The following is an 18,912-nucleotide window of genomic DNA, read 5'->3' as shown; positions in this document are numbered from 1 at the left end:
CCACATGAGCAACGGTCAGGAACAGGTACTCCAGGCGGCCGGTGACCTCGTCGCCGCCTTCGCCACGGGCCGCCTGGACGACTACTTCCAGGCCTTCGCCCCGGATGCGACCTTCGTCTTCCACACCACGGCGCAACGCATCGAATCCGTCGCCGAGTACCGGCGCGTCTGGGCCCGCTGGGTGACCGAGGACGAGTTCCGGGTGCTGAACTGCGTCTCCTCCGACCGGATGGTCCAACTCTGGGACGACACCGCGGTGTTCACCCACACCGTCGAGACACACATCTCCACTCTCGACGGCGTCGACAAGCTCCACGAACGGGAGACCATCGTCTTCCGCCGTGCAGAGGACGGCCGTTGGCTCGCCGTGCACGAACACCTGTCACCGGTCGCCGTCACGACGAGCTGATCAGCGCAGCACCGCCTCCCACGTGTCCACGGCGTAATGCACACCCATGCCGTGCCGCGCGTACAACTCGGGCGCCCCCGTGGCGTTGGACGTGTCCACCCCGAGCCCCACCGTCTCCCTGCCCCGCGCCGCGAACGCCGCGAAGGCGTGGCGCAGGAGGAGACCGCCGAGGCCACGCCCGCGGGCCTCGCGCAGGACGCCGATGCTGCGGATCCAGCCCATGGCCTCGCGGTCGTCGCGGGCCAGCAGGAAACCGGCGTCTCCCAGGTCGTCGGTGGCGACGATCCAGACCAGGGACCAGTCGAGCCCCTCGGCGTCGACGTCGGACTGCCACTGGCCGTGGTCGCGCGGCTGGAAGTCGAAGTGCTCGGCGAAGGTGGCCTGGTAGAGCTCGTACACCCGGACTCGGTCGGCTTCGGTCGTGCAGGGCCTTACCCGCACTCCGGCGGGCACTCCCGGCGCAGGGTCCCGCGCGGAGTCAACGTCCTTGCGCAGTACGTGATATCGGCGGACGACCTGCCAACCCCGCGCCCGGATCAGGTCCGTGTCGAGCGTGGGCGCCACGTTCAGGTGCAGATGGACCACGGCCCGCTCGGCCCCGTTGCCCCGGGCCTTCTCCAGCGCCCTGGCCTCCATCGCCTCCAGAATCCGGAGGCCGGCCTGCTGGTGCTCGGGCAGTACGTAGTGGTCGACGTCGACCCGCTCGCCCCCCGACTCGTCCCACAACAGCCCGTACGCCACCAGGCGATCCCACTCGAAGGTCAGCCAGGAGTCGCGCGCGAGGTCGGTGTCCGGGCCCTTGAGGTCGGCCTCCACCGTGTGCAGGTCGGTCTCGGGCCTGCCGATCTCGATCCGGTCGATCTCGTTGAGGAGCTCGGTGACGGCGGGCGCGTCGGAGAGTTCGGCGGGGCGCAGGAGGGAGGGCATGGTGATCAGGGTCCGGGGAGTGGGGGTGGTCGCAACAGAATTTCGGCCCGCGTCCACCTCCACCGGCCGAAGTTCGGCTGACCGAATGTCCTCTGGTCGGCGGCCACCCGGGCGGGTACACAGTGGCTCACGACGACCAGCGGAGAGGTCATGCTGCGAGTGCACTTCACCATCGAGGACGTCGCGCGCGTCCGGGTCGCCGCCGCGCCCGATCCTCTGTGGGAGATCACCAACAGCTTCCAGATCCTGCTCACCCGGGACTCGTCCCTGGCGTTCGGCGAGTGGCGGCGGCTGATCCGGCCGCGACTGCCCGTGGGCGACGGCCAGTTGACCGGCCAGCTGACCGGGCTGTTGCCGCCGCGCGGGTACTCGCCCGACTTCCTCACCCCCGACCTGTGCGGCCGCCACGACCTGAGGAGCGCGGTCGACACCGTGCTCGGCACCCCGCGCACCGTCCTGCGCGACGACCTCGTCACCCTCGCCGAGTCCAGGGAGCGGTCCCGCCCGTTGCCGACCGGAATCCGTGAACTCGCCGACGGCGCACCCTCGGCGCTGCGCCGCCTCGCCTCGGCCCTGCACGGCTACCACCGGCACGCGCTCGCCCCGTTCTGGCCGCAGATCCGCGCGCAGGTCGACGCCGACCGCGCCCTGCGCACCCGGGCGGTGCTGGCGGGCGGCACCGACGGGCTGCTGCGGAGCTTCGATCCGCTGCTGCGCTGGGAGCCGCCGGTGCTGGTGGCCGACTACCCGGTCGAGCGTGAACTGCGCCTGGACGGGAGGGGGTTGCTGTTGCAGCCGTCCTTCTTCTGTCACCGCAGACCGGTCACGCTCGCGTCCCCGGACATGACCCCGATCCTCGTCTACCCGATCCAGCACACGCTCGGCTGGGCCCGTCGCCGCGCCCACGTCGGCACCGGACCGGCCGCGGAGCTGGGCGCGCTGATCGGCCGTACCCGGGCCGCCGTACTGGAGGACGTCGTCACCGGCCGCACCACCGGTGAACTCGCCGAGCGGTTCGGCATCACCGGCGCGGCGGCGAGTTACCACACCGCCGTCCTGCGCCGGGCCGGTCTGCTGCTGAGCGTGCGGCACGGCAAGCACGTCGTGCACAGCATCACGCCCTCCGGACAGGCGCTGCTCGACGGCCCGTTGGAGACTCCGTTCGACGCTTAAAGCACGGCTTCATTGTGTGGCGGCTGTGAAGTCCCTGACGACAGCATGGTTTCGCACGGACCTGAGCACGTACACCATGCACAGCAGGGGGACTTCACATGGCTCTGCGCCGACTCATCGCCTTTTTGGCCTCGACCGTCATGGTCGCGGCGGTCACCATCGGCCTGACCGGCTCCGCACACGCGTCGGCGAGCGCCGGCTGCACGCCGAGGAGTGGCGGCAAGTACAACTGCAACGTCTGGAAGACGGCCAACACCTGGTGGTGCACCACCACCGACCAGACCGACAGCTGCGACGGAACACCGGCCGGCATCCTGCGCGCGGGCACCAACTACTTCTACTGCCAGATCTGGGCCACCGAGTTCCGGTACGGCAGCTACTACAACCACTACTGGGCCCTGACCGACGACGACAGCGGCAACAAGCTCGTCTGGCTCCCCGTCGTCTGGATCAGCGGCGGCGTCAACGACGGCCGCATCCCCGGCCTTCCTCTCTGCTGATGGGCCGAACTCCGTCCCCGGTCCCTTCCGATTCCCTCCCGCGGAAGGGGCCGGGGACGGTGCTGCCGGTGAAGCGGACGGCCGCCGCCCGATCGGCGCGAGGTCAGCCGGCCGGACGTACCGGGTGCTTGCTCATGATCGACACGCGGTTGAAGGCGTTCATGGTGATCGCCACCCAGATCACCGCGGAGATCTCGTCGTCGGTGAGGTCCGCGCGGGCGGTGGCGTAGGCCGCCTCCTGCGCACCGGCGTCGGCGGGGTGGGTGGTCGCCTCGGCGAGGGCGAGCGCCGCGCGCTCCCGCGTGGTGAACAGCTGGGCGTCACGCCAGGCGGCCAGCACGCCCAGCCGCTGGGTGGAGTCACCCGCGCGCAGTGCGGCCCGGGTGTGCACGTCGAGGCAGTAGGCGCAGCCGTTGAGCTGGGAGACCCGGAGGTTGACCAGCTCGACGAGCCGCCGGTCCAGGCCCGCCTCGGCGGCCACCGCACGCGTCGCCTCGGCCGTCTCGACCAGGGCGTGGTAGGCCTTCGGGCTCTGCTTGTCGACGAAGACCCGCCCCGCGGGACCCGCTGCCATGTCGCTCAACCTGCGCTCCTTCGAAAGACACGGTTCCTCGACATGAAACCACCCCCGTGTCCGGCACCGAATCGCCCCCTGTGCCGGTCACTGACCGCGGGGGTCCCCGTAGCGCTCCTCCAAAGCCGCGAGATAGCCGCGCAGCATGACCTTGGCCTCCTCCAGCAGCTCCGCGTCCCCCTCCGGGCTGCGGCGGAAGGCCTCCTGCGCGAGGGCGTCGGCGGTCAGCACCGCCGCGTGGCAGGCGCGGCCGAGTGCGTCGTCGTCCCGGGCGACCCCGAGCGCGAGCAGGACCCGGCCGATGCCGTCGGCCATACGGAGCTTGTGCTCACGGTCCGCGGCCCGCGTCCGCTCGGTCAGACCGCTGCCGAACCACAGCGCCCGGAAGCCGTGTTCGGTCCGGTAGAGCCCGGCATACGCGTCCACGAGCACGCCGACCGGATCCTCCCAGCGCTGCTCCGCCGCCCCCTGGACGAACCCCTCCATGAGGGCCTCCAGCTTGCTGAAGTAGCCGCTCGCCAGGGCGTCGATGATCGCGTCCCGGTCCGGCAGGTACTGGTACAGCGAGCCGATCGACACCTTCGCCTCGGCGGCGACCCGGGTGGTGGTCAGCGCCTCGACCCCCTCGTCGACCAACAATCGCTCGGCGGCCTCCAGCACCCGTGCCAACCGGGCCTTGCTGCGCGCCTGTTGGGGCATCCGACGCAGGGGAGCGGACCCCACGGACTCCGCGGCCGGCTCGCCCACGCACTACCTCCGAATGTGAACGTGACTTTGTTTCACGTTTAGGTTACGGTCCCGCACATGACCGACTCAAGCGCGGTGCTGGGTCAGGAGCGGGCCGCCGTGGCGGACTCCTGCCGTCGGCTGGGTGCCGCGGGCCTGCTCATCGGCACGGCCGGGAACGTCAGCGTACGCGTGGAGGGACTCGTCGCGATCACTGCGACCGGAGCGGTCCTCGCCGAACTGACCCCGGACCAGGTCACCGTGGTCGACCTCGACGGAAAGCTCGTCGACGGCACCCTGGAGCCGACCTCCGAACTCGACCTGCACCTCGGCGTCTACCGGCGCTACGGCACCGGCGCGGTCGTCCACACGCACGCCCCGATGGCCACCGCCCTCTCCTGCGTCCTGGACGAACTGCCCTGCATCCACTACCAGTTGCTCTCCGTGGGCGGTACCGTCCGGGTCGCGCCGTACGCCACCTTCGGCACCCCCGAACTCGCCGAGTCGGTCATCGCCGCACTGGATGGCCGCAGCGCCGCGCTGATGGCCAACCACGGCGCGCTCACCCACGCGCAGACCCTCGAAAAGGCCGTCGAGCACGCCCTGTTGGTGGAGTGGGCGTGCGGTGTCTACCAGCACGCGGCGGCCCTCGGACCGCCGCGCGTCCTCGACGAGCAGCAGCAACTCGCGGTCATCGAGGCCGCGATCGCCCGCAACTACGGCACCACTCACCCCGTACCACCCGCGCAGGAGGGAACCCCATGAACGTCGTCACGATGGGCGTGCACGTACTGGACGTGCTGGTGCGGCCGGTGGAGGCCATACCCGAGGGACAGGGCGCCACCCTGGTCGACGACATCAGGATGACCGCCGCCGGGACGGCCGCCGGCACCGCGCTCACCCTGGCCAAGCTCGGCGCCTCGGTCCGCACCGCGGGCGCCATCGGTACCGACCCGACCGGCGATCTGCTCGTCCAGCTCCTCGACCGCGCGGGTATCGACACCGGCCTTCTGGTCCGCCGCACCGACACCTCCACTTCGGCGACCGTCCTGCCGATCCGCCCCAACGGTGACCGCCCCTCCCTCCATCTGTTGGGCGCCAACATCACCTACGGCCTCGACGACGTGCCCTGGGACGCGGTCGCCGAAGCCAGCCATCTGCACCTGGGCGGACCGGAGTTGATCGGCGCCGACGTCGCCGCGCGCATCCTGGCGCACGCCAAGGAGCACGGCGTGGTCACCTCCGTGGACCTCCTCGCCCCCGGCGAACTCGGCACCTACGACCAGATCGAGCCGCTGCTCCCGCACGTCGACTTCCTGCTCCCCAACGACGACCAGGTCCTCGGCTTCAGCGAGGAGGCGGACCTCCTGACCGGCGCGCGCAAGCTCCTCGACGCCGGCGCCGGACTCGTCGCGGTCACCCGCGGCGCCGACGGCGCGCTCCTGGTCACCGCCGAGGGCACCGAGACCGTCCCCGCCTACGCGATCGACGTCGTCGACACCACCGGTTGCGGCGACGCCTTCTCGGCCGGCTTCCTGCGCGGCGTGAGCCTGGGCCGCACGCCCCGCGAGGCCGCCGTGCTCGGCAGCGCGGCCGCGGCACTGGTGGCGCAGGGCCTCGGCAGCGACCACGGGGAGTTCGACCTGGCCGCCGCCGACGAGTTCGCGGCGACCCACAAGACGCGCTGACGCGCCGACGGCGAGGGCGTCACCGCTCGTTCCGGTGGTGACGCCGGTTCCGGTGGTGACGCCCACAGCACGGGCGTACGGTCGAACAGTGGACGGAACCGTTCACTGAACCGACTTCCCCGCGGGGCTTCGCCCCCGGGAGGGCGACGCACATGAGCCAGAGCGCACAGCCGACCTCTTCGTCGCAGGCCACCGCACGGGACACCGGCGGTGGCGGAAACGGCATGGCGCTGTTGGTCATCGCGTCCTGCCAGCTGATGGTGGTCCTGGACATCACCATCGTGAACATCGCGCTGCCGGACATGCAGCGCTCCCTGGACTTCTCCACCACCAGCCTGTCCTGGGTGGTCAACGCCTACACCCTCACCTTCGGCGGCCTCCTCCTGCTGGGCGGCCGGGCCGGCGACATCCTCGGCCGACGGCGCGTCTTCATCTTCGGCGTACTGCTCTTCGTGCTCGCCTCGCTGCTCGGCGGCCTGTCCCAGAACTCCGGCCAACTCCTCGCCGCCCGCGCCCTCCAGGGCGTCGGCGGCGCTATCGCGTCCCCGACCTCGCTGGCCCTGATCAGCACCACGTTCCGCGAAGGGCCCGAGCGCAACCGCGCGTTCGGTGTGTTCGCCGCGGTCTCCTCGGGCGGCGGCGCGATCGGACTGCTCGCGGGCGGCATGCTCGTCGAGTGGCTCAACTGGCGCTGGGTGCTCTTCGTCAACGTCCCCATCGGCCTGCTGATCGTGCTCGCCACACCTCGCTGGATCAAGGAGTCCGAACGCCACCCCGGACGCTTCGACATCACCGGCGCGCTCACGTCCACCGTGGGCATGGTGCTGCTGGTGTACGGCTTCATCAGAGCCGCGCAGGAGGGCTGGCGCGACGCGTTCACGCTGGCCTCGTTCGCGGCGGCGGTCGTCGTGCTGGTGGCGTTCGTCCTGGTCGAGCGGCGGTCCAAGCAGCCCATCACCCCGCTGCACATGTTCGCCGACCGCAACCGCGCGGGCACCTACGGCATCATGCTGAGCCTGTCCGCCGCGATCTTCGGCATGTTCTTCTTCCTGACCCTCTTCGTCCAGGACGTGCTGGGCTTCAGCCCGTTGGAGGCCGGACTCGCCTTCCTGCCGGTGAGTGCGGTCATCGCGGTCGGCGCCGGGCTGGCCTCCAAGTTCCTTCCCGTGTACGGCCCCAAGCCCTTCATGGTGATCGGTGCGGTCCTCGCCGCGGCCGGCCTGGCCTGGCTGACCCTCACCGACGTGCACTCCACCTACGCGGGCAGCATCCTCGGCCCGATGCTCGTCTTCAGCCTGGGCATGGGCATGGAGTTCGTCGCGCTCACCCTGATGGCACTCTCCGACGTGCCCGTCGCGGAGTCCGGCGCGGCCTCCGGACTCCTCAACGCCACCCAGCAGGTGGGCGGCGCGCTCGGACTCTCCATCCTGGTCACGATGTTCGGCACCGCGAGCAACAACGAGGCGAAGAAACAGGTCCGCCAGTTCCTCGCCCAGGCGACCCCGGCCGAACGCCTGCAGTTCCGGCGCACCGGTCAACTGCCGTCCCCCTGGTCCGACGAGGTCCTGACCGCCGGCGTCTCCTCCGCCTTCGTGATGGCCGCGATCTTCACCCTGGTCGCCGCCCTAGTCGCCGTGATCGCCATCCAGGTCCGCCCCTCCGACCTGGAACGCCTCAAAGGCGGCGCGACAGGCCCCGGCCAGAGCTGAAAGCCGCAAACCCTACGACGGTCGAGTCCGGCGCGTGGCGATGCTGAGCGCGTTCGCCACCACCACGGCCCCGATGCTCGCCCACTCCGCCCACCCGAGATGCTGCCCGAGACCGACCAGGCCAACGACCGCCGCCAGCACCGGATTTACGCTCATGAACAGCCCGAACGCCTGAGCAGGCACCTGCCGCAGAGTGAACAGGTCGGCGAGATAGGGCACCGCCGAGGACAGCACACCGGCCGCCACCGCACAGCAGACGGCGGCCACGGTCGGCGGATGCCGCAGCACGACGACGACACCGACCGGCAGGAACATCAGCGCCGACACGGTGGCAGCCGCAGCTGACCCCTGCGCGCCCGGCAGCCGCCGACCAACGGTCCGGTTGAGCAGGATGTACGAGGCCCAGCAGACGGCGGCGAGCAGGCCGAGCGCCATTCCGGCGTAGTCGGCCGAGGGCCGCGGCCGCATCAGCGCCACCACACCCGCCGCCGCGATCACCGCACAGCAGGCGTCGACCCGGCGCCGTGCCGCGGCCAGCGCGACGGTGAGCGGACCGAGGAACTCCAGGGTCACGGCGAGCCCGAGGCCGACGCGGTCGATGGCGGTGTACAGGGACAGGTTCATCGTCCCGAACACGAGCGCCAGCAGCAGCACCGGCCACCACTGCCCCCACGTGAAGGACCGCAGCCGGGGCCGCCCCACGGCCAGCAGCACGGCCGCGGCGACGTACTGCCGCACCGCGACGACACCGACCGGGCCGAGCACGGGGAAAGCGAGTGAACCGATCGCTGCGCCGGTCTGATTGGACAGCCCGCTGCCGGCCATCGTGGCCACGCCGACGAGACGCCGCCGGTCGGATGCGGGGGTCGCGGGGGCGGGGTGGACCCGGGCGGGAGCGGCAGGTGCGGATGCGTCGGGCATGTTCCGATCGTGCGCCGCGTCCGGCGATGCACAAAATGCGTCCGGCCGCTGATCCATACGCTGGAGTCATGGATACGGATGTGGAACTCCGGCAGCTGCGCTGTCTCGTCGCCATCGTCGAGGAGGGCAGCTTCACCGACGCGGCCATCGCCCTCGGCGTCTCCCAGGCGGCCGTGTCCCGGACTCTGGCCTCGTTCGAACGGGCCCTGGGCGTACGGCTGTTGCGGCGCACCTCGCGCGAGGTGGCGCCGACCCCGACGGGACTGCGGGTGCTCGCGCAGGCCCGCCGGGTGCTGGGCGAGGTGGACGACCTGGTGCACACGGCCACCTCCGGGCACACCAGCCTGCGCATCGGCTACGCCTGGTCGGCGCTCGGCCGGCACACGCCCGCCTTCCAGCGGCGCTGGGCCCAGGCACACCCCGCCACCGACCTGCACTTCGTCCGCGTCAACTCCACCTCGGCCGGCCTGGTGGAAGGCGCCTGCGACCTGGCCGTCGTGCGCAGGCCGCTGGACGAGAAACGCTTCGACGGCGTCATCGTCGGCCTGGAGAGGCGCCTGTGCGCGCTCGCCGCCGACGACCCGCTGGCCCGGCGCCGTTCCGTCCGGCTCGCCGACCTGTCCGGGCGCACCCTGCTGATCGACCGCCGTACCGGCACCACCACCGCGGACCTCTGGCCGCCGGACGCCCGCCCGGCCACCGAGGAGACCCACGACGTCGACGACTGGCTCACCGTCATCGCCGGCGGCCGGTGCATCGGCATGACGGCCGAGTCGACCGCCAACCAGTACCCGCGCCCGGGCGTCGTCTACCGGCCGGTGCGAGACGCCGAACCCATCGCCGTCCGCCTCGCCTGGTGGCGCGACGACCCGCATCCCGCCACTCCCGCGGCGATCGAACTCCTCACCGCCCTCTACCGCGGCGACTGACCCGCGCCCCGATCCCGGACGGGTCCCGTTCAGGCCCGCCCGCGGGACAGGGCGGGTGTCGGGACGAGGCCCAGCTGCTGGGCGCGCAGGACCGTGCTGATGCGGTCGCGGGTGCCGAGCTTGCGGTAGATGTTCTCGACGTGCTTGTGGACCGTACGGTCCGAGATGCCGAGCCGACGGCCGATGGCGGTCGCGGTCAGAGCGTCCGTGAGCAGCAGCAGGACGGTCGTCTCCCGGGGTGTGAGGTCGCCCGTGGCGACAGGTTCGTTGACGACGGCCGGATCCGCCAAGTGCCGCCACTGCTCAAGCAGTTGACGCTGTTGGTCGACGGCGGCCAGTAGCGGTTGCAGCCGCTGGGCCGTGCGGAGTTGGTCCTCGGTGAAGTCCTTGCCGGAGCGGTAGACCATGCACCCGGTGATCGGGGTGGTGACCTGCGGCAGCGGGAGGGCCAGCACATGGTCCATGTCCATGGTCGCGCCGAGCAGCCGCGCGGTCGGGCTCGCGGACCACCCTCGGCCCGCTGCCCTGCGGGCGGTGTGCGGCGTCCGGTCGGGGCCGGTGGCGTAGTGGTCGGCGAACGGATAGCCCGACCGCAGCAGACCCAGGTCCTCGTCCCCGAGCGCGTCGAACTGGGCGGCCACGCCTGCCGACATGCCGACCGTGCCAGCGCGCTCGCTCCAGTCGTCCAGCTTGTAGACCAGCAGCTCGCCGCCGCACAGATCCGGCAGGGCGCCGGCCAGCAGCGGCCACAACCGCTCCGGCTCCCGCTCGTGGAGCGCCCCGACGGCCACCGCCAGCATGCGTTCATAGGCCTCGCCCGGCCCGTGTGCCACGTTCCTCCTCCGCTCGTTCGCCGCGTACGCAGTTCTACCCATACCGGCGACGTCCAGTGGTGCCCGAGACTTTCGTCGTCCGTGCGGGCCGCCGGCACGGGGGAGTGGCGGCCCGCACGCTTTCATGTCCTCACCGGCGCGGCAGCCTCAGGACATGGTGCCGAAGGCGCCCTCCGTGGCGAAGGCCAGGCCCGCGAAGCGCTTGCCCATGCTGCGATGGGTGGCGGCGTCCGGGTGGAGGTCGTCGGGGAGCGGCAGTTCGGCGAAGTCGTCCTCGCCGTACAGCTCGCGTCCGTCGAGATAGTGCAGGTTGGGATCCTCGGGCTGCCGCCGCTCCACGATCCGCGCCAGCTCGTCCCGGATGACGCTCAACGTCAGCTTCCCCTCGGCCACTTCGGCCGGATCGCCCATCGCCTTGAACCGCAGCTGTCCGTCGGCCAGCGCGCCGAAGTCCGCTGCGCTGGGGCCGGGCGTGTTCTCGTGGATCGGACAGAGGATGGGGGAGACGACCAGCAGGGGAGTGGTCGGGTGGCCCTCGCGGACGGTGTCGAGGAAGCCGTGCACGGCGGGAGTGAAGGCGCGCAGGCGCATCACGTCGGTGTTCACCAGGTTGATGCCGATCTTGACGCTGATCAGGTCGGCCGGGGTGTCGCGCAGGGCGCGCGCGGTGAACGGGTCCAGCAGGGCGCTGCCGCCGAGCCCGAGGTTGATCAGCTCCACACCGCCGAGGGAGGCGGCGAGCGCCGGCCAGGTCGTGGTCGGCGTCGCGGCGAAGGAGCCGTGACTGATCGAGCTCCCGTGATGCAGCCACACCGGGCGACCCGAGTCCGGCGCGGGCTCGATCGGGGCGTCGGTGCGCAGCGCGACGAGTTCCGTGGCCTCGTCGTGCGGGAGCCAGATCTCGACGACCTTCGACTCGCCGGGCAGTCCGTCGAAACGTAGCGTGCCGATCTCGCCCCGCACGACCTCGGCGGTCCCCTTGGCCATGTCGATGGTCAGGGCGTTGCCGCCCGGCACACTGCCCTGACCGGCCGGGCGGCCGTCGACGAGCAGGTCGTACACGCCGTCCGGACGGGGCGGGGCACCGACGTAGACGCGCTTGGTGGGCAGCGTGTCCAGTTCCACGGCGGTCGCGCGGGTGCGGAACACCAGCCGTACGCCGGACGGTTGGGCCTCGACCATGGCCAACTGCGGGTCGTCGCACTGGGCGCGGGCCCGGGCGGGCAGCCGGTGCGGCAGTACGCCGTGCTCGGTGTGCTCGACGTCGAGGGCGCCGCGCAGCAGTTCGGCGGAGATGTACGTGGTGGTCCAGTCGCGCTGGGGGGTGTCCATGGTCTCAACCTGTTGATAGAGGTGGGTGGTTGGTCAGGGCGCCGGCCAGTTCCGCAACAGTGAGTCGAGGGCGTCCAGAGTGCGGGTCCAGCTCTCCTGCGAGTCGGGGGCGCTGTGACTGAACCCGCCCGCCAGCTCCAGACTCACGTACCCGTGAAAGACGCTGCCGAGCAGTCGGACCGCATGTGTCTCGTCCGGGTCCGTCAGGTCGTAGCCGCGCAGGACGGCGCGGGTCATCTGCGCGTGCCGTACACCGGCGCTCGCGGCAGCCGCTTCGGGGGCCAGCCGCAGCCGGGCCGCGTCGTAGCGGCCGGGGTGGGCGCGGGCGTAGTCGCGGTAGACGTTCGCCAGAGCGGTCAGGGCGTCCTTGCCGGCCCGCCCCGCGAGTGCCCCGGCGGCCCGGTCGGCCATCTCCTCCAGGGCGAGCAGGGCGATCCTCGTCTTCAGGTCCTGTGAGCTCTTCACGTGCGAGTACAGGCTCGCGACCTTGACGTCGAAGCGCCGCGCGAGCGCCGAGACGGTCACGTGCTCGAAGCCGACCTCGTCGGCCAGCTCGGCACCCGCCTGCGCCAGCCGCTCCGCGGACAGTCCCGCACGCACCACAGCCACTCCTCCCGTTGGGCTTCGGCGCTATCGAGTATGCATTTACCTAAACCTTCTAGGCAAATGACTAGACGATATAGCTGGACGGGGGAGTGGCTGTGTGGTGGAAGTCGGTGGGTGTCGGTGGAGGTCAGACGGGACGCACGGCGATACGGACCGCGGCCTCCCCGGCGTAGTAGACGGACTCCTCGCGTACGCAGGTGCCGGGGCCCGGGGCGTGGACCATCATGCCGTCGCCGGTGTAGATGCCGACGTGGCTGAAGTTGTCGTTGTAGAAGATCAGGTCCCCCGGCCGGCTCTCGGCGAGGGGCACGACCGTACCGGCACTCGCCTGTTCCTGCGCGGCGCGCGGCAGCGCGACCCCCGCGGACTTCCAGGCGGTCTGGGTGAGGCCGGAGTCGTCGTACGAGCCCGGACCGATCGAGCCCCAGACGCACGGCCGGCCGATCTGCGCACGCGCGAAGGCGATCGCCCGCTCGGCCTTGCTGCCGACGGCGGGACCGAGGTCGGCGGGGACACCGGTGTCGAGGACGCTCGGCTGCCAGTTCTGGGCGGGTATCGCGCCGGTGTCGAGGACGCCGGGCTGCCACGTCGGGGCAGGTACCGCGCCGGTGTCGTAGGCGTTCGGCTGCCAGGCCTGGGCGGCCGGCACTCCGGTGTCCAGCACGCTGGGCTGCCAGTTCTGGGCCGGAGTCGCCCCGGTGTCCAGGACGCTGGGCTGCCAGTTCTGGGCCGGAGTCGCCCCGGTGTCCAGGACGCTGGGCTGCCAGTTCTGAGCGGGAACCGCCCCGGTGTCGTAGGCGCTGGGCTGCCAGTTCTGCGCAGGCATGGCCCCGGTGTCGAGGACGCTGGGCTGCCAGTTCTGCGTGGGTATCGCGCCCGTGTCGAAGCCGCCGGACTGCCAGTTCTGTGCAGGCATGGCCCCGGTGTCGAAGCCGCCGGACTGCCACGTCTGAGCGGGTATCGCGCCGGTGTCGTAGGCGTTCGGCTGCCAGGTCTGGGCGGCCGGTACCCCGGTGTCCAGGACGCTCGGCTGCCGTAGCCGCCACTCCTCCTCGGCCATGCGCTGGGCCTGCTGCGCCGTGTCGGACCACGGGGCGGCGACCGGGGCGGGCGCGGCCTCGATCGCCAGGGCCGGTGCGGTCCGCTGCCCGGTGTACCGGGAGAGCAGCTCACGGGCCGTGGCGAGCTTGCGCTGGTTGCGCTCCTTGGCCGTCCGCAGCGAGGCCTGGCGCGAGGGTGTGGCGGGGGCCGTCGGGGGCAGCCCTCTGAGGACCGCGGGCTGGAGTTCCGGCCGGGGCGTGGGCACGGCCGGCAGGGCGGCGATGGCGCGGCCCGTCAGCGCCGGGGCGGGGCCGGCGGTCAGTTCCGCGACCGGGCCCGCCGTCAGTTCCGCCACCGGGCGGGCGGTGGGACCCGCGGGGAGTTCGGGCACGTCACGCTTGCGCTCGATGAGATCGTCGGCCGGGCGCGCGGGCCGGGGTACGGCAGGGCGGGCGGGCATCCGGTCGGCCGGCAGCACCGCCGGAATCGTCGGCCCCACCGAGCTGCGCGCCGCGTCGAACCAGCGCCGGGCGACGTTGTCGAGCTCGGGGTCCGAGGCCTGGCGGGGGATGTTGCCGGTCGATGCGCCCCGTCCCCGGGTGCTCGCCGTCATCGCGCGAGTCGCGTTGAAGTTTCCGGTGTCGCTCTCGGCCCGGTCGTAGAGCGTGCTGACCCGTTGCTGGACCTCTTCGCGGCTCGGGCCGTCGTCAACGGCCTGGGGCGCGGCATCGGCGGTCTGCGAGAACAGGGCCACCGAGGTGAGGGCCGCCGTTGCCAAAGCGGAGTTGCGCATGCCGGGCTGGCCGAAGCCTCCCGCGCGCGGCATTCGTTCCGGCGCCATGGGAGCCGTACTCCTTCCGTACTCCGCCTACCGAGTTAGCTGTCGGGTTCGGGCGGTCAATTCCGGAAGGCATGCCCTACGGCCCTTGCCCCGACGGGCAATTGGGCCGATTCACCCCATGAATCGGTTGGGTCCCCGGCTCCGGCGGCCACGAAGGCGAACCGGACTCAGCGGAGGTCGCGCGACCCGACGGGGTCCGCCGGAGGAAGTCATGCGACCTAAGAGTCAACTTAGCCAACTTGTGTGCCCCGTGTGAAGGTTGAAGCGCGATATGTCCGATACGCTTTTGTGACCTTCGTCTTAATGGGCCGTCAGAACCGGATTCCGTGTACACACAGAGTCCGGCCGACAACTCACCGTCGCCGGAACGGGATCAGGCAGCCGGGATCAAGAAGGCGGGATCAAGAAGGCGGAGTCAGGAACCGGCTTCGCGCTCCGCGTCCCGCTGCTTGATGCGCGCGGCCTCCTTGCGGACCTCGGCCTGGGTGGCGCGCTCCTTCTCCAGCCACTCGGGCGCGTCCTGCTTGACGGCCTCGATCTGCTCGGTGGTGAGCGCCTCGGTGATACCGCCGCGGGCGAGACCCGAGATGGAGATCCCCAGCTTCGCCGCGACCACCGGACGCGGGTGCGGCCCGTTGGCCCGCAGCTCGCGCAGCCACTCGGGCGGATTCGCCTGGAGCTCGTCGAGCGTGGCGCGCGAGACGTCGCCCTCGCGGAACTCGGCGGGGGTGGCATCGAGGTACACACCCAGCTTCTTCGCCGCGGTGGCGGGCTTCATGGTCTGGGTGCTCTGGTGCGACTTCATGGTGTCCAGGGTATCGATCGTGTGAGAGGCCGCCGACCACGGACGGTAATCTGGCGGGGTGACAGGCTCCGCGGACTCCGCAACATCCCCGACATTCCGGCTGGCGTACGTCCCGGGGGTGACGCCCGCCAAGTGGGTGCGGGTCTGGAACGAGCGTCTGCCGGACGTCCCCCTGGTCCTCCGCCAGGCGGAGGCCGCAGAGGCGCCCGAGCTGCTGCGCGCCGGTGAGGCCGACGCGGCGTTCGTACGGCTGCCGGTCGACCGTACGTTCCTCAGCGCGATTCCCCTCTACACCGAGACGACGGTCGTGGTGGTCCCCAAGGACCACGTGATCACGGCGGTGGAGGAGGTGACCGTGGGCGATCTCGCCGACGAGGTCCTCTTCCACCCTCTGGACGACGTCTTCGACTGGGACCGGCCGCCGGGGGAGCCCGCCTTCGAGCGCCCCCCGACCACCGCCGACGCCGTCGAACTGGTGGCGGCGGGCGTGGGCCTGCTGATCGTGCCCCAGTCCCTGGCCCGACTCCACCACCGCAAGGACCTCACCTTCCGCCCGGTCGTGGACGCCCCGGAGTCGAGCGTGGCCCTGTCCTGGCCCGAGGACGCCACCACCGACCTGGTCGAGGACTTCATCGGCATCGTCCGAGGCCGCACGGCCAACAGCTCTCGGGGCCGCAAGGCGACCGACCCCGAGCCGAAGACGAAGCGGGCCGAGCCGACGACCGCCCGCCGCAAGCCCGCGACGCCCTCGAAGCCGACGGGCCGGGGTGGCCGGGGTGGCACGGGCGGCGGCACGAGGGGCGGTGGCGCCAAGGGGAGCGGTGCCAAGGGAGGCGGCAAGCGGGGCAAGCCTCGCGGCCGGCCCTAGTCCACGCCTCCTCGGCCCATGCCCCACTGCTCCACGCCTAGCTGGTCACCTCTGCTCAGGGCGCGAACACAGCCCTCTCCGCCGTGCTGACGACCTTCGTCCCGTCGCTCCCGCTGAGCAGTCCGCCCGACACCCACGCCTCCACCGTCGACCGCACGCGCGCAACGAGCGCGCCCTTGTCGCCGAACGGCGCACCGGTCCAGATCTCGTCGAGCAGAGTCGTGCCGTCGGCCTTCGCCGGATTGGCCACACCGGAGTCGGTGTTCCCGAACACCACCCTCGGCTCCGAGCGCCTGAAGTAGGCGTGGGTCGGATCCTCCGTCCCCTCGAAGAAGGGGGCGAACTCGGTGCCGTCCAGCGTGAAGTGGAGAGACTTCCCGGTTACCAGGGTCAGAGACGGCAGTAGGTCACCGGAGAGGCCGGCATTGCGATAGAGGCCGAACTCCAGGTACTCCGTGGCCGAGTTGCGGCCGACCAGATTGACCGGCCCGAGGAACAGGGTCTGGAGTGCGGGGTCATCCAGCGCCCTCTCGACCCGGAGTCGGAACGGTACGGCGACGCGCACGGTGTCACCGGCCCGCCACCTCCGCGATACGGCGAAGTAGCTCCCCGGCGTCGGACTCCCCGACACCGCACGCCCGTTGACCGTGACGCGGAAGCCGGCCGTCGCCCAGGACGGCACCCGCAGCCGCAGCTCGAAGGTCGCGGAGCCGCCCCCGATGGTCAGCGTGGTGCCCTGATCGCGCGGGTAGCCGGTCGTCTGGGTGACCGTAACGCCCTTGTCCGCCCAGGTGAGTTGGGACGGGCTGAAGAGGTTGACGTACAGGGCGCTACCGTCGGACGCGGCGAAGTACACCGAGTCCTGGTACTTGGTGGCGCTCTCCATGCCGGTGCCCTCGCAGCAGGTCGTGCCCTGCTTGGGTGTGTAGTCGCGCACGTGTCCCGGCGTCAGCCCGATGAAGTAGGTGACGAGCGGCTTCTCGGCGTCCGCCGTGTCCTGCTTGGAGCCCAACACCTGGTTGTAGAGGGCCCGTTCGTAGTAGTCCATGTACTTCGGGGCCTGCTCGTGGAAGAACAGCGTCCGGCTGAGCTTCAGCAGGTTGTACGCGCAGCACGTCTCGGCGGTGGTCGCGCCGATCGTGCCCGCGATCACGTCCCGCGCCTTCCAGAACTCCCCGGTGCTGGTGCCGCCGATGCCGTACATGCGATGCGGTACGACCATGCCCCAGAAGTTACTCGCCGCCGTCAGGTAACGCTCCTCGCCCGTCGCGTCGTACAGGCGGACCAGGCCGGTGAAGATCGGGATGTGCTGGTTGGCGTGCAGTCCGTCGAGCGTGTCGGTGTTCGCGGCGCAGGCGTCGATCAACTTGTCGAGGTCGAACAGGCGGGCCAGCGCGAGGTGTTCGGCCTTTCCGGTGAGCGCGTGCAGATCGCAGATCGCCTCGACGATGCCGCCGAACTCGCCACTGGAGAAGATGCCCCACATCCGCTGCAGGGTCGCGGCGGGTAGCACGGACAGACGCGCGTACATCCAGTCGCCCATGCCGGACGCCAGGTCGAGGGCCCGGTCGTCGTCCGTGGCTGGGTACGCGTCCAGCAGGCCACGGAGGATCTTGTGCGCGGTGTAGTAGGGCGCCCACACCTTCGTGTAGTCGCTCCCGGTCATCGACTCCAGCTGGATGAACTGTGTCTCCGGGTACGCGGCCAGATATCCGGGATGGCTGGGACCGCCCCAGGTGCGGCGCAGGGTGGCGGTCAGGCCACGGCCTGAGGCGTCCGCGAAGCTGCCGCCGGTGGTCTCGTCGAAGGCGTACGAGGCCAGGTCCCCGCGCCCCGTCGACGCGTCGGCGGCCCGGCTGCCCTGCAACTCGGCGATCTCGGTGCCGGACAGGGCGCGCGACCAGACGTCGAACCCGCCGTAGGCGCCCGCGAAGACGGGGTCGGCGGGGTAGTTGGAGCGACCGAGCCAGTTGTGGGCGAGGGTGCCGAGGGCGGCCGGGGTGAGGGTCATCGCCGTGCTGCGCGCCACGGCCGCCCCGTTGACGTACAGCGTCCCGGTGCCGTTCGCGATCGTCACCGCGAGGTGGCTCCACTCGTTCGACGGCAGCGCGGAGGTGCCGTTCAGCCCCTGCTCGCCGCCGGCCCCGCTCGTCGTGACGGCGAAGCGCGGGACGCCGTTCGCGTTGCGGGCGGCGAGGTAGAGGTAGCGGGTGGTGTCGGCGCCGAAGTCGAAGACGCGCGCCCAGTTGTCGTCGTGCACGGGCTTCACCCATGCGGCGAGGGTGATCGCGGTGGCGGCGCCGAGGACGGCCGGTGGCAGCTCGACGTACTGATAGGACCCGCGCTCGTTCAAGGCGGCGGCCCCGAACCTGCCGGCCACGCTCAGCACGGCCGGATCCGTGCGCAGAGCGGCCCGTACGTCGGTCAGCGCGCCGACCATCGTGCCGATCCGGTCCGCGAACACCTGCTCCCTGGTGCCGGCGTAGGCCTGGGCGAGCATGGTGAGGAAGTGGCCGGTGTAGTGGCCGCGAAGGTTCCCGTTCGCCTCGCCGTCGAGACCCTCCCAGCCGCCGGGGGCGACCGCGTCGCCGGTCGGGAGGCCGGCGTTGGCACGGAAGACCTGCAACAGCCGGTTCACGTCGTAACCACGGGCGTGGTCGAGCATCAACCGCCGTTTGTCCGCGAAGACACCGGCGCCGAGCGCCACGTCGTTCAGCGCGAACGGGCGCACGGTCCAGGTGGAGGGGATGGCGACTGCGGTGGGAGTAACGGCAGTGGCGGGGTCGGTCGCCGCGTACGAGAGCGCGGGTGCGGTCGCGGGTGTGGCCGCGGCGAGGGTGGCGGCCTGCAGAAGGGATCGTCTGGAGAGGGGCGGTGCCATGTGTGCTCCTCAACGGGTGCGGCGGATTCGCGCGTTCGGTACTGCGAACGGTGTGCGAATGGTCGACCAGACGATAGGGAGGGGGAGGGTGGGGGTCAACGGGGTGGGAGCGTTCAGTTCCGGTCAGGCAGGACACCCCGCAGAGCGAC

At 71.3% G+C, this 18,912-nt stretch carries 18 protein-coding genes and 1 riboswitch; of the genes, 8 read left to right on the top strand and 10 right to left on the bottom strand.

The window, feature by feature from the left end:
• The first annotated feature begins 4 nt into the window (after positions 1-4).
• Positions 5-409: a nuclear transport factor 2 family protein gene (locus M2283_RS25935; protein ID WP_280878778.1), complete on the top strand. Its 405-nt coding sequence runs from the start codon at positions 5-7 to the stop codon at positions 407-409.
• Here the strand turns inward: M2283_RS25935 and M2283_RS25930 are convergent, their stop codons facing one another.
• Complete coding sequence (locus tag M2283_RS25930) at positions 410-1,336, bottom strand: GNAT family N-acetyltransferase (protein WP_280878777.1); 927 nt, start codon at positions 1,334-1,336, stop codon at positions 410-412.
• Positions 1,337-1,486: 150 nt separating this feature from the next.
• On the opposite strand from M2283_RS25930, the gene M2283_RS25925 reads away from it, so the two are divergent.
• The gene (locus tag M2283_RS25925; RefSeq protein WP_280878776.1) at positions 1,487-2,509 is read left to right on the top strand and encodes an ArsR/SmtB family transcription factor; all 1,023 of its coding nucleotides are present in this window, start codon (positions 1,487-1,489) and stop codon (positions 2,507-2,509) included.
• 98 nt (positions 2,510-2,607) lie between these two features.
• Positions 2,608-3,009 (top strand): hypothetical protein, encoded by a 402-nt coding sequence (locus tag M2283_RS25920; RefSeq protein ID WP_280878775.1) that lies wholly within the window; start codon positions 2,608-2,610, stop codon positions 3,007-3,009.
• Between the two features lie 103 nt (positions 3,010-3,112).
• Here the strand turns inward: M2283_RS25920 and M2283_RS25915 are convergent, their stop codons facing one another.
• Positions 3,113-3,583 (bottom strand): carboxymuconolactone decarboxylase family protein, encoded by a 471-nt coding sequence (locus M2283_RS25915; protein ID WP_280879079.1) that lies wholly within the window; start codon positions 3,581-3,583, stop codon positions 3,113-3,115.
• Positions 3,584-3,670: 87 nt separating this feature from the next.
• A complete protein-coding gene (locus M2283_RS25910; RefSeq protein WP_280878774.1) occupies positions 3,671-4,282 on the bottom strand; it encodes a TetR/AcrR family transcriptional regulator in 612 nt (203 codons plus the stop codon).
• 105 nt (positions 4,283-4,387) lie between these two features.
• Between M2283_RS25910 and M2283_RS25905 the strand changes: the two genes are divergently transcribed.
• The 3 genes from M2283_RS25905 to M2283_RS25895 all read left to right on the top strand — a co-directional run bounded on the left by M2283_RS25905 (position 4,388) and on the right by M2283_RS25895 (position 7,706).
• Complete coding sequence (locus M2283_RS25905; protein ID WP_280878773.1) at positions 4,388-5,074, top strand: class II aldolase/adducin family protein; 687 nt, start codon at positions 4,388-4,390, stop codon at positions 5,072-5,074.
• Positions 5,071-5,997 carry a carbohydrate kinase family protein gene (locus tag M2283_RS25900; protein WP_280878772.1) on the top strand — a complete coding sequence of 309 codons (927 nt, stop codon included), beginning with the start codon at positions 5,071-5,073 and terminating at the stop codon, positions 5,995-5,997. The genes M2283_RS25905 and M2283_RS25900 overlap by 4 nt, the downstream gene beginning before the upstream one ends.
• A 224-nt stretch (positions 5,998-6,221) precedes the next feature.
• Complete coding sequence (locus M2283_RS25895) at positions 6,222-7,706, top strand: MFS transporter (protein ID WP_280879078.1); 1,485 nt, start codon at positions 6,222-6,224, stop codon at positions 7,704-7,706.
• 12 nt (positions 7,707-7,718) lie between these two features.
• Here the strand turns inward: M2283_RS25895 and M2283_RS25890 are convergent, their stop codons facing one another.
• The gene (locus tag M2283_RS25890; RefSeq protein WP_432423125.1) at positions 7,719-8,627 is read right to left on the bottom strand and encodes an EamA family transporter; all 909 of its coding nucleotides are present in this window, start codon (positions 8,625-8,627) and stop codon (positions 7,719-7,721) included.
• A gap of 68 nt (positions 8,628-8,695) precedes the next feature.
• Here M2283_RS25890 and M2283_RS25885 point away from each other — a divergent pair, with 68 nt between their 5' ends.
• On the top strand, positions 8,696-9,556 hold the full coding sequence (locus M2283_RS25885; RefSeq protein WP_280878771.1) for a LysR family transcriptional regulator: 861 nt from the start codon (positions 8,696-8,698) through the stop codon (positions 9,554-9,556).
• 29 nt (positions 9,557-9,585) lie between these two features.
• Here the strand turns inward: M2283_RS25885 and M2283_RS25880 are convergent, their stop codons facing one another.
• The 5 genes from M2283_RS25880 to M2283_RS25860 form a co-directional block, all read right to left on the bottom strand.
• Positions 9,586-10,356, bottom strand: a complete 771-nt coding sequence (locus tag M2283_RS25880) for a LuxR C-terminal-related transcriptional regulator (RefSeq protein WP_432423130.1) — start codon at positions 10,354-10,356, stop codon at positions 9,586-9,588.
• Between the two features lie 180 nt (positions 10,357-10,536).
• The gene (locus tag M2283_RS25875; protein WP_280878769.1) at positions 10,537-11,721 is read right to left on the bottom strand and encodes a GDSL-type esterase/lipase family protein; all 1,185 of its coding nucleotides are present in this window, start codon (positions 11,719-11,721) and stop codon (positions 10,537-10,539) included.
• A gap of 33 nt (positions 11,722-11,754) precedes the next feature.
• Positions 11,755-12,324: a TetR/AcrR family transcriptional regulator gene (locus tag M2283_RS25870; protein ID WP_280878768.1), complete on the bottom strand. Its 570-nt coding sequence runs from the start codon at positions 12,322-12,324 to the stop codon at positions 11,755-11,757.
• Between the two features lie 130 nt (positions 12,325-12,454).
• On the bottom strand, positions 12,455-14,209 hold the full coding sequence (locus M2283_RS51665; RefSeq protein WP_348538924.1) for an NlpC/P60 family protein: 1,755 nt from the start codon (positions 14,207-14,209) through the stop codon (positions 12,455-12,457).
• A gap of 8 nt (positions 14,210-14,217) precedes the next feature.
• Positions 14,218-14,392: riboswitch (cyclic di-AMP (ydaO/yuaA leader) on the bottom strand.
• Positions 14,393-14,624: 232 nt separating this feature from the next.
• A complete protein-coding gene (locus tag M2283_RS25860; protein ID WP_280878767.1) occupies positions 14,625-15,014 on the bottom strand; it encodes a DUF5997 family protein in 390 nt (129 codons plus the stop codon).
• A 58-nt stretch (positions 15,015-15,072) separates the two neighbouring features.
• Between M2283_RS25860 and M2283_RS25855 the strand changes: the two genes are divergently transcribed.
• On the top strand, positions 15,073-15,882 hold the full coding sequence (locus tag M2283_RS25855; protein ID WP_280878766.1) for a LysR family substrate-binding domain-containing protein: 810 nt from the start codon (positions 15,073-15,075) through the stop codon (positions 15,880-15,882).
• Between the two features lie 55 nt (positions 15,883-15,937).
• On the opposite strand, the gene M2283_RS25850 is transcribed toward M2283_RS25855, so the two are convergent.
• Entirely contained in the window at positions 15,938-18,763 is a 2,826-nt protein-coding gene (locus M2283_RS25850) for a beta-L-arabinofuranosidase domain-containing protein (protein ID WP_280878765.1), read from the bottom strand.
• Positions 18,764-18,912: the final 149 nt, after the last annotated feature.

This window comes from Streptomyces pseudovenezuelae, assembly GCF_029892565.1.
Classification (GTDB): Bacteria; Actinomycetota; Actinomycetes; order Streptomycetales; family Streptomycetaceae; genus Streptomyces; species Streptomyces pseudovenezuelae_A.
The sequence above is the reverse complement of the archived record's forward strand: the minus strand, read 5'-3'. Positions and strand labels throughout refer to the sequence as shown.

Bases quoted from the DNA above. Each gene is read 5' to 3' on its own strand.
- M2283_RS25935 (WP_280878778.1), top strand. From the start codon at position 5: ATGAGCAACGGTCAGGAACAGGTACTCCAGGCGGCCGGTGACCTCGTC.
- M2283_RS25930 (WP_280878777.1), bottom strand. From the start codon at position 1,336: ATGCCCTCCCTCCTGCGCCCCGCCGAACTCTCCGACGCGCCCGCCGTC.
- M2283_RS25925 (WP_280878776.1), top strand. From the start codon at position 1,487: ATGCTGCGAGTGCACTTCACCATCGAGGACGTCGCGCGCGTCCGGGTC.
- M2283_RS25920 (WP_280878775.1), top strand. From the start codon at position 2,608: ATGGCTCTGCGCCGACTCATCGCCTTTTTGGCCTCGACCGTCATGGTC.
- M2283_RS25915 (WP_280879079.1), bottom strand. From the start codon at position 3,583: ATGGCAGCGGGTCCCGCGGGGCGGGTCTTCGTCGACAAGCAGAGCCCG.
- M2283_RS25910 (WP_280878774.1), bottom strand. From the start codon at position 4,282: ATGCCCCAACAGGCGCGCAGCAAGGCCCGGTTGGCACGGGTGCTGGAG.
- M2283_RS25905 (WP_280878773.1), top strand. From the start codon at position 4,388: ATGACCGACTCAAGCGCGGTGCTGGGTCAGGAGCGGGCCGCCGTGGCG.
- M2283_RS25900 (WP_280878772.1), top strand. From the start codon at position 5,071: ATGAACGTCGTCACGATGGGCGTGCACGTACTGGACGTGCTGGTGCGG.
- M2283_RS25895 (WP_280879078.1), top strand. From the start codon at position 6,222: ATGGCGCTGTTGGTCATCGCGTCCTGCCAGCTGATGGTGGTCCTGGAC.
- M2283_RS25890 (WP_432423125.1), bottom strand. From the start codon at position 8,627: ATGCCCGACGCATCCGCACCTGCCGCTCCCGCCCGGGTCCACCCCGCC.
- M2283_RS25885 (WP_280878771.1), top strand. From the start codon at position 8,696: ATGGATACGGATGTGGAACTCCGGCAGCTGCGCTGTCTCGTCGCCATC.
- M2283_RS25880 (WP_432423130.1), bottom strand. From the start codon at position 10,356: ATGCTGGCGGTGGCCGTCGGGGCGCTCCACGAGCGGGAGCCGGAGCGG.
- M2283_RS25875 (WP_280878769.1), bottom strand. From the start codon at position 11,721: ATGGACACCCCCCAGCGCGACTGGACCACCACGTACATCTCCGCCGAA.
- M2283_RS51665 (WP_348538924.1), bottom strand. From the start codon at position 14,209: ATGGCGCCGGAACGAATGCCGCGCGCGGGAGGCTTCGGCCAGCCCGGC.
- M2283_RS25860 (WP_280878767.1), bottom strand. From the start codon at position 15,014: ATGAAGTCGCACCAGAGCACCCAGACCATGAAGCCCGCCACCGCGGCG.
- M2283_RS25850 (WP_280878765.1), bottom strand. From the start codon at position 18,763: ATGGCACCGCCCCTCTCCAGACGATCCCTTCTGCAGGCCGCCACCCTC.